Raw genomic sequence first — 7,046 nt, 5'->3', positions numbered from 1 at the left:
ACAGCCACAGCCACAGCCACAGCCACAGCCACAGCCACAGCCACAGCCACAGCCACAGCCACAGCCACAGCCACAGCAGGCGACCGGCTCCACCGGCCACCCGCCGCAACCAAAATCAGGCTAGCGACCGGAACAGCCAGTAGAGTCCCGCCGCCAGCGCGATCGACGCCGGCAGCGTCAGCACCCACGCGAGGACGAGGCTGCGCACCGTGCTCCATTGCAATCCGGACCCGTTCGCCGCCATCGTGCCCGCGACGCCCGACGACAGCACGTGGGTCGTCGAGACGGGCAGCCCGTACATGTCGGCCGCGCCGATCGTCAGCATCGCGACGAGTTCGGCCGATGCGCCCTGTCCGTACGTCAGATGCTGCTTGCCGATTTTCTCGCCGACGGTCACGACGATCCGCTTCCAGCCGACCATCGTGCCGAGGCCCAGCGCGATCGCGACGGCGACCTTCACCCACGTCGGAATGAACTTGGTCGCGTGGTCGAGCTGCGTGCGATAGTTGTCGATCGCGAGCTTGTCGTCGGCCGCGAACGCCGGCTGACCCGACTTCTCGATCAGGCGAATTGCTTCGGATACCAGATACATCGTGTTGCGCACGTTATCGACGTCGCGCTGCGGCACGGCCGCCATCGAGCCCGATGCGCCGACTGCCGTCGCGAGCGACGTGGACAGTTGCGCCACGGCCGGCAGCACGGCGGGCGTCAGTTCGCGACGCTGCACGTAGTGTTCGACGTCGGCGCGCGGGTTCGAGGACGGCGCGACGCCGTTCGTGTACTTGCCGAACGTCGCGGCCGCCTGGTTCGCGACGGCAACGAACGTCTGCGATTCGGCCGGGGTGACGGCCTTGTTCAAGGCATACGCGGTCGGCACCGTGCCGATCAGGATCAGCATGATGAGCCCCATCCCTTTCTGCCCGTCGTTCGAACCGTGCGCGAACGACACGCCCGTGCAGGTCAGGATCAGCAGGCAGCGAATCCAGAACGGCGGCGGTTGATCCTTCGGCGGCTCCTTGTACAGCGCCGGAATCCGCACGAGCGCCTTCAGCACGAGGAGCAGCAACGACGCGCACAGGAAGCCGACGATCGGCGAGAACAGCAGCGACTTGCCCACGCCGAGCGCCTGGCCCCAGTCGACGCCGCTCGTGCCGGACGGCCCGTGCATCAGCTGGTTCATCAGCCCGACGCCGATGATCGACCCGATCAGCGTATGCGAGCTCGATGACGGCAATCCGAAATACCAGGTCGCGAGGTTCCACACGATCGCGGCGATCAGCAGCGCGAACACCATCGCGAAGCCCGAGCCGCTGCCGACCTGCAGGATCAGCTCGACCGGCAGCAACTGCAGGATGCCGAATGCGACTGCGCCGCTCGAGACCATCACGCCGAGGAAGTTCCACATGCCCGACCAGATCACCGCGACGTTCGGCGTCAGCGAGTGCGTATAGATCACGGTGGCGACCGCGTTCGCGGTGTCGTGGAAGCCGTTGACGAATTCGAAGCCGAGTGCGATCAGCAGCGCGGCGCCGAGCAGCAGGTAAGGGAACAGCTTTCCTTCGCGGACCGGTGACAGATCGTCGATCAGGTGCGTGGCGATATAGACGGCGCCGAGCACGAGCACCAGCAGGAAGACGGCATAGCCGACCTGCCTGGTGCGTTCGACGGAGCCCGGCGTGTTCGGTGCGGACGAAGCAGGTTGATTCATGACGGCATCTCGTAAGGGAACCGCGTCCGATCCTAGCTGCGGCTAGCCGTCAGTTTGATGACAGTCGGGAGGACGAACGGTGTGTCTTACAGATGCGTAAGGTGATTGAAGGCATGCATTCGTGACGCGACGTACCGGCACGCATCGTTGCCCACATCGTGAGCGCAATGCGGGCCTACGCGTTGCCGTCCGCAATCAATGTCCATCCATCCGGCGATGCAACGAGCGTCGTGCAGGACAGCGGCGCGACGTCGATACGGGTTGCCGCCCTGGAATCCATCCGCAGCGCATGGGCGGCGGCCGCGCGAACGATCGGCGCATGCGTGATCGCGACGATGTCGCGGTCGTGCCGCAGCGCATTCAACCATGTGCCGACGCGGCGCATGGCTGCTTCGAACGATTCGCCGCCGTGCGGCGCCGCGGACGGGTCGCCGATCCACGTACCCAGTTCGTCCGGCAAATCGCGTGCAAGGTCGTGCAAGCGCTTGCCGCGCCAGTTTCGGTAATCGATGTCGCGCAGCGCGTCGTCAGTTTCGGAGCGCAGACCGAGTGCGTCGGCGGTCTGCCGCGCACAGCGTGCAGGGCTGCACAGCACGAGCGAGCCGGCGATGCTTGCCCACCGGTCGCGCAATGCAGCGGCTTCGGCGAGCCCGTGTGCATCGAGCGGATCGTCGTCGGGAAACGTGCCGGTGCGCATCGCCCGGGTCGATGCATGCGCGATCAGGTACAGCGTGGCAGGCAGGGTCATGTCGGGCTTCGTAGGATCCGGGCCGGGGGCAATCGTTCGCGAGCGGTCCCTTCATTCCGCGAACGTTCGCGCGTACAATTCGCCCGATACGAAACGCGGAAGCCGGTGCAATCCCGGCGCGGTCGCGCCACTGTAACCGGTGATCGATGATCCCGGAAGCCAGACCTGCCTTCGTACCCATCCAACATTTGCCGGGGCGCGATTCCCCTGAGGTGCATCCATGAGCGAAGCAGTGCTGAAGCCGGCAGTCGTGCCGGCACCCATCCCCGTCCGTGAACTGTTGCCCTGGGCCATATTCGTCGGCCTGATCCTGTTGCTCGCGCTTTATTTCGTCGGCGCGGAACAGGGCGCAACGTCGCTCGTGCCGGGCATGTACGTTCACGAATTCGTCCACGACGGCCGCCATCTGCTCGGCTTTCCCTGCCACTGACGCGGAGGTCAAGATGGTCGGAAAGCTGCTCATGCGCGGGATGCTCGCAGGCATCGCCGCGGGTCTCCTCACGTTCGGTTTCGCGAAAATCGTCGGCGAACCGCAAGTCGATCAGGCAATCTCCTTCGAAGAAAAAGCCGACGCTGCCAAAGGCGAGGCACCGGAGCCCGAACTGGTCAGCCGTCACACGCAGGCCGGCCTCGGCCTGCTGACGGGTGTCGTGACCTATGGCGCGGCGTTCGGCGGGCTGTTCTCGCTGGTCTTCGCGTTTGCCTATGGGCGAGGCAGCCGCCTCCCCGCGCGACCGCTGGCCGCGTGGCTCGCGCTGGCGGCGTTCATCGCGCTCGTGATCGTGCCGAACCTCAAATACCCGGCCAATCCACCGTCGGTCGGCGATCCCGACACGATCGGCTATCGCACGGGCCTGTTTTTCCTGATGATCGCGATCTCGGTCGCGACGATGGTGTTCTCGGTCAGCGTGCGCCGCCATTTGCTGGCAAAGCTCGGCCAGTGGAACGCGTCGATCGTCGCCGGGCTCGTGTTTGTCGCGATCATCGCGGCCGTGCAGATCGGGCTGCCGTCGGTCAGCGAGTTACCGGCCGATTTCCCGGCGGCCGTGCTGTGGAAGTTCCGCGTTGCGGCTATCGGCATGCAGGTGATCATGTGGACGACGATCGGGCTGCTGTTCGGCGCGTGGGTCGAGCGCAGCGAACGCATCGGCCTGCGCGCCGCCTGACGCGCAGCGCAACCGGGCGCGCCTAGCGCAGCATGCGCGGCGCGCTCCACGTCGATTCGCGCGCCAGCGCGACGAACGCGGCCAGATAGTCGATCGAGGCGTCCGCTGCGCGGATGCCGAGGAAGATCTGCTTCGCGATTCCCTTCTTGCCGAGCTTGACCGGCACGACCGGCATCCGGTCCGCGTACTCGTCGGCCAGCCATCTCGGCAGCGCGGCCACGCCGCGTTCGCTCGCCACCATTTGCAACATGATGTCGGTCGTCTCGATCGACTTGTGCCGCCGAGGCACGATGCCGGCCGGCGTCAGGAACTGGTTGTAGATGTCGAGCCGGTCGGTTTCGACCGGGTACGTGATCAGGATCTCGTCGGTCAGTTGCTCGGGCGTCACGTAGTCGGCGTTCGCGAACCGGTGCGAGTCGGCGACCACCAGCACCTGCTCGTAGTCGAACACGGGATCGAAGCGCAGGCCCGGCTTGTTCAGCGGATCGGGCGTCACGAGCACGTCGATGTCATAGCCGAACAGCGCGCCGATACCGCCGAACTGGAAGCGTTGCTTCACGTCCACATCGACGTCGGGCCAGCGTGACAGGTACGGCGACACGACCTTCAGCAGCCACTGGTAGCACGGGTGGCACTCCATCCCGATGCGCAGCGTGCCGCGCTCGCCCTTCGCGTACTGCTTCATCCGCTCCTCGGCAAGCTCGAACTGCGGTAGCAGCCGGTTCGCCAGTTTCAGCAGATATTGGCCGCCCTGTGTGAGCCGCAGGCCACGGCCTTCGCGGTCCCAGATCGGCGTGCCGAGCTGCTGCTCGATTTTCCGGACGGTATGGCTGAGCGCCGATTGCGTGAGGTGAAGCGCATTGGCGGCCGCGGTCAGTGAGCCCTGGCGCTCGACTTCACGAATGACGACGAGATGGAATCGTTCCAGCATGGATTTTGCCTGCGCAACGGATGCATGAACAATTTTAATGAGTAAATGAAATAATGCCATTTTATTTCATGGTTTGAAATCCCTATGATGACTGCCGGATCTTCAATTTTTCTCTGGACGGCAGCTTCATGGTTACGACACACAACCTCGGTTTTCCGCGCATCGGCGCGAAGCGCGAACTCAAGTTCGGTCTCGAGCGCTACTGGAAGGGCGAGTCGTCGCGCGACGCGCTGAAGGCGCTCGGCACCGAGCTGCGTCAGCGCCACTGGCACGACCAGCGCGATCTCGATCTCGCGCCGATCGGCGACTTCGCGTTCTACGACCAGGTGCTCGACATGAGCTTCACGCTCGGTAACCTGCCGAAGCGCGTGCAGGACTTCCACGGCGATGCGCTCGACAACTATTTCCGCGTCGCGCGCGGCCGCTCGGCGCAGTCGGCGGAAGAACACGCCGCATGCTGCGGCGGTGTCGCGGCCGGTGAAATGACGAAGTGGTTCGACACGAACTATCACTACATCGTGCCGGAGTTCCACGCGGACACGAACTTCTCGCTCGACCCGTCGCGCCTGCTGCAGCAACTGGCCGAGGCAAACGCGCAGGGCGTGAACGCGAAGCCGGTGATCCTCGGCCCCGTCACATACCTGTGGCTCGGCAAGGCGAAGGACGAATCCGATCGGCTCGCGCTGCTGCCGAAGCTGCTGCCCGTGTACGGCGCGCTGCTCGACACGCTGACCGCGCAGGGCGTCGAATGGGTGCAGATCGACGAACCGATTCTCGTGGCCGAGCTCGATGCCGAATGGCGCCAGGCGTTCCGTACCGCGTATGCCGCGCTGGAAACGCGCCGCATCAAGGTGTTGCTCGCCACCTACTTCGGCCAGCTTCAGGACAACTTGACGCTCGCTGCCTCGTTGCCGGTCGACGGCCTGCATGTCGACGCGATCAACGCACGCGACGAAATCGACGCACTGGTACGTGAACTGCCGCCCGAGCGCGTGCTGTCGGTGGGCGCGATCAACGGCCGCAACATCTGGAAGACGGACCTGAACGCGACGCTCGACTGGCTCGAACCGCTCGCTCAGCAGCTCGGCGATCGCCTGTGGCTCGCGCCGTCGTGCTCGCTGCTGCACGTGCCGGTCGATCTCGCGAGCGAGGAGAAGCTCGATGCGGAAATCCGCGCGTGGCTTGCGTTCGCGCTGCAGAAACTCGACGAACTGAAGGTGCTCGCGACCGCGCTGAACGAAGGCCGCGACAAGGTGGCCGATTCGCTCGCCGCGAATGCCGCCGCGATCGATTCGCGCCGCCGCTCGCCGCGCGTGAACAACCCGGCGGTGAAGGCCGCGATTGCGCGCATCGACGCGCAGCTCGGCAACCGCGTGAGCCCGTACACGCAACGTGCGTCGAGGCAGTCGGCACGACTGAACCTGCCGGCCTTCCCGACGACGACGATCGGTTCGTTCCCGCAGACCGCCGAAATCCGCCAGGCGCGCAGCCAGTTCAAGGCCGGCGCGCTGGACGAGGCCGGCTACCGCACGGCGATGCAGGCCGAGATCGAACGCAGCGTCCGCGAGCAGGAAGCGCTCGAACTCGACGTGCTCGTGCACGGCGAAGCCGAGCGCAACGACATGGTCGAATACTTCGGCGAGCAGCTCGACGGCTACGCATTCAGCCAGTTCGGCTGGGTGCAGTCGTACGGTTCGCGCTGCGTGAAGCCGCCGATCCTGTTCGGCGACATCAGCCGCCCGAAGGCCATGACGGTCGAATGGATCGCGTACGCGCAGTCGCTGACGACCAAGCCGATGAAGGGCATGCTGACCGGCCCCGTGACGATCCTGAACTGGTCGTTCGTGCGCGACGACCAGCCGCGCTCGGTGTCGTGCTACCAGCTCGCGCTCGCGATCCGCGAGGAAGTGCTCGATCTCGAGAAGGTCGGCGTGCGCGTGATCCAGATCGACGAGGCTGCGCTGCGCGAAGGGTTGCCGCTGCGCCGCGTGCAATGGGGCGAGTACCTGAAGTGGGCGGTCGAGTCGTTCCGCATCACCGCGAACGGCGTGCAGGACGAGACGCAGATCCACACGCACATGTGCTATTCGGAGTTCAACGACATCATCGCGTCGATCGCGGACATGGATGCGGACGTGATCACGATCGAGACGTCGCGTTCGGACATGGAGTTGCTCGACGCGTTCGACAACTTCAAGTATCCGAACGAAATCGGGCCGGGCGTGTACGACATCCATTCTCCGAACATCCCGACGCAGGCGCACATCGTCGGCCTGATGAAGAAGGCGGCCGAACGGATTCCGGCGGAACGCCTGTGGGTGAATCCGGATTGCGGCCTGAAGACGCGCCAGTGGGCGGAAGTGATTCCGGCGCTGACGAACATGGTCGCTGCGGCGAAGACATTGCGCAGCCAGGTGCAATAACCTGACGCACGTTGTGCGCCGCCGTCGCGATCGAAAATCGGACGGCAAAAAAACGGCCCGCAGAAGCGGG

At 65.1% G+C, this 7,046-nt stretch carries 6 protein-coding genes and 1 riboswitch; of the genes, 3 read left to right on the top strand and 3 right to left on the bottom strand.

Going from position 1 to position 7,046, the window contains the following annotated elements; all coding sequences use genetic code 11:
- Positions 1-115: 115 nt before the first annotated feature.
- Positions 116-1,708: an inorganic phosphate transporter gene (locus tag BLA15945_RS31390; protein WP_174994210.1), complete on the bottom strand. Its 1,593-nt coding sequence runs from the start codon at positions 1,706-1,708 to the stop codon at positions 116-118.
- 175 nt (positions 1,709-1,883) lie between these two features.
- The gene (locus BLA15945_RS31385) at positions 1,884-2,456 is read right to left on the bottom strand and encodes a histidine phosphatase family protein (RefSeq protein ID WP_174994209.1); all 573 of its coding nucleotides are present in this window, start codon (positions 2,454-2,456) and stop codon (positions 1,884-1,886) included.
- A gap of 49 nt (positions 2,457-2,505) precedes the next feature.
- Positions 2,506-2,643: riboswitch (cobalamin riboswitch) on the top strand.
- Positions 2,644-2,676: 33 nt separating this feature from the next.
- On the opposite strand from BLA15945_RS31385, the gene BLA15945_RS31380 reads away from it, so the two are divergent.
- Together BLA15945_RS31380 and BLA15945_RS31375 are read left to right on the top strand one after the other, a co-directional pair.
- The gene (locus BLA15945_RS31380) at positions 2,677-2,886 is read left to right on the top strand and encodes a CbtB domain-containing protein (protein WP_059238899.1); all 210 of its coding nucleotides are present in this window, start codon (positions 2,677-2,679) and stop codon (positions 2,884-2,886) included.
- 13 nt (positions 2,887-2,899) lie between these two features.
- Entirely contained in the window at positions 2,900-3,622 is a 723-nt protein-coding gene (locus BLA15945_RS31375) for a CbtA family protein (protein WP_059238901.1), read from the top strand.
- A 22-nt stretch (positions 3,623-3,644) separates the two neighbouring features.
- Here BLA15945_RS31375 and BLA15945_RS31370 read toward each other — a convergent pair whose 3' ends face one another.
- On the bottom strand, positions 3,645-4,553 hold the full coding sequence (locus tag BLA15945_RS31370) for a LysR family transcriptional regulator (protein WP_174994208.1): 909 nt from the start codon (positions 4,551-4,553) through the stop codon (positions 3,645-3,647).
- Between the two features lie 128 nt (positions 4,554-4,681).
- On the opposite strand from BLA15945_RS31370, the gene metE reads away from it, so the two are divergent.
- Entirely contained in the window at positions 4,682-6,976 is a 2,295-nt protein-coding gene (gene metE / locus BLA15945_RS31365) for a 5-methyltetrahydropteroyltriglutamate--homocysteine S-methyltransferase (protein ID WP_174994207.1), read from the top strand.
- The last annotated feature ends 70 nt before the right edge of the window (positions 6,977-7,046 follow it).

It is taken from the genome of Burkholderia arboris (assembly GCF_902499125.1).
GTDB lineage: Bacteria > Pseudomonadota > Gammaproteobacteria > Burkholderiales > Burkholderiaceae > Burkholderia > Burkholderia arboris.
This window is presented reverse-complemented; position numbering and strand designations above follow the sequence as displayed.